General features: G+C 62.9%; 1 protein-coding gene and 1 pseudogene. One reads left to right on the forward strand and one right to left on the reverse strand.

From position 1 onward, the window contains the following. Positions 1 to 47: 47 nt before the first annotated feature. Positions 48 to 1,409: an FAD-dependent oxidoreductase gene (locus B3849_RS01470; protein ID WP_037943785.1), complete on the reverse strand. Its 1,362-nt coding sequence runs from the start codon at positions 1,407 to 1,409 to the stop codon at positions 48 to 50. A 199-nt stretch (positions 1,410 to 1,608) separates the two neighbouring features. Between B3849_RS01470 and B3849_RS01475 the strand changes: the two are divergent. Continuing rightward, positions 1,609 to 2,036, forward strand: a pseudogene (locus B3849_RS01475) (proline--tRNA ligase); the annotation flags it as partial.

Raw genomic sequence — 2,036 nt, forward strand, 5'->3', positions numbered from 1 at the left:
TGCCTTCGGCGAGGATTTAAAGCCATTTGGAAGCGGGCGTGGCGCGGTCAATGCAGGCGGACGCCCTGATCTTGCAGGGTTTTTTGCACGCGCTCCAGCGGCACGGCGTCCAGCGGGCAGCCCGAAGCCAGCGCGATGGCCGCCGCGACGCCCGCGCCTTGGCCCGCCACCGTGCAACACGCCATGTTGCGCGTGGCGGCATGGGCGATTTTATCGCCGCCGATGGCGCGGCCCGCGACGAGCAGATTCTTCACCCCTTTGGGCAGCATCGCACGGTAGGGGATATGCATGTAGCGTCCCGTGGTGGGGATGATCAACACGCCGTAGCCGTCGATGAACTCGGGGTAGATGCCGATACTGTCGTCAAATCGGGCCTGCTGGCGCACGTCGGTTTCGGTCATGTTGTAAACCGCGTCGATCTTGCGCGTATCGCGGATGCCGATGCTCATGCCGAAATTGCGCAGCCGCGCGGTCTCGCAGCCCGGCGTATAGGCCTTGAGCGCGTCAATCGCATGCATCGCCTGCGCGCGGCCCTCGATCTCGAAGCGGGTCATGCTGTCGGGGTCGGTGCCGTCGCATTCCGCAAGGTGGATCAGGTTCATATAGGTCATCTCGCCACTGTCATGCACAGCGCCCCATGTGCCCCCGATGGTATTGAGGTTGGCGGGCATACGCCCGTCGCGGATGGCCTGGGCAAAGGGTTTGGCCAGAAACGGAGAGAACATCGCGTCTTCCTTGCCATCGGTTTCGACCACCCATTCGCCTGTGGACCAATTGGCGTAAGTCTGCGGGTCGGCCTTGACCCCCGCCATGAAGGCCGCCTTGTCGACGCCCGCGATGTGGAACATGACCGAGGCGGCCTGCATCTCCTCGACCGGGGTCTTGTAGGTCGGGGCACCGGCACGGTGGGCGACATCGGCGTCGCCCGTGGCATCGATCACGATTTTGGCGAGGATCGCCTCGCGGCCCGCTTTTGATTCGACGATGACACCCCGGATCGTGTCGCCTTCCATGATGGGGGCTACGAACTGGCGGTGCAGCATCGGGTGGATGCCTGCTTCGGTCACCAGCCGGTCGGCGACAAGTTTGAACCCCTCGCTGTCCAACTCGTAGCTGAGCGATTGGGATTCAGGACTGGCAGCCCCCATCGCCTTGGCGCGTTCCTCGAATTCCCAGCCAATGCCGCCGGCCTCTATCGTCTGTTCATGGCGGTACCAGGCAAAGCCTTCGACCCCGACCACGGTGATATTGCCGCCAAAGCAGCCGAACCGGTCGAGCAGCGTCACCTCTGCCCCGGCGCGGGCGGCGGCAAGGGCCGCGGCCAGACCACCGGGGCCGGAGCCGATCACCAGCACGCCGGTCTCGTGGATCACAGGGGTTTCGCGCGCGGGCTCTAGGATCATGGTCATGGGGCGTCCTTTTTGTTTTGTGCCGCTGACAACAAACGCGTCTGTGCGCCGAGGGTCAATCGGTTGCGGGACGCGCGACCTGGTGCCCCGCTGTTGGTGCTCGCTTCTTGGTGCCTGCTGTTGGTGCCCCGTCTCTTCGTGATTGTCTCGGCGCGGGGATTATCATAGTCAGGTGCCAATTCACTCTGAGAGGATCATCATGCGTCTGTCCCGTTATTTTTTGCCTGTGCTCAAGGAAAACCCCTCTGAGGCGCAGATTGTCAGCCACCGGTTGATGCTGCGGGCGGGCATGATCAAGCAATCGGCGGCGGGGATCTATTCGTGGCTGCCGCTTGGCTTCAAGGTGCTGCGCAAGATCGAAACCATCGTGCACGAAGAACAGCAGCGTGCGGGCCACATCCCGATGCTGATGCCGACGCTGCAATCGGCGGACCTGTGGAAGGAATCCGGCCGCTTTGACGCCTATGGCCCCGAGATGCTGCGCATCAAGGACCGTCAGGACCGTGACATGCTGTATGGTCCCACGAACGAGGAAATGATCACCGATATCTTCCGCAGCCACGTCGGGTCGTACAAGGACCTGCCGATGACGCTGTACCACATCCAGTGGAAATTCCGCGACGAGGT

This window comes from Sulfitobacter sp. UBA4523, assembly GCF_002388305.1.
In the GTDB taxonomy this organism is placed as follows: Bacteria; Pseudomonadota; Alphaproteobacteria; order Rhodobacterales; family Rhodobacteraceae; genus Sulfitobacter; species Sulfitobacter pontiacus.

What these genes read in the sequence shown, in the direction of transcription:
- B3849_RS01470 (WP_037943785.1), bottom strand. Translation starts at nt 1,409, where the DNA reads ATGACCATGATCCTAGAGCCCGCGCGCGAAACCCCTGTGATCCACGAG.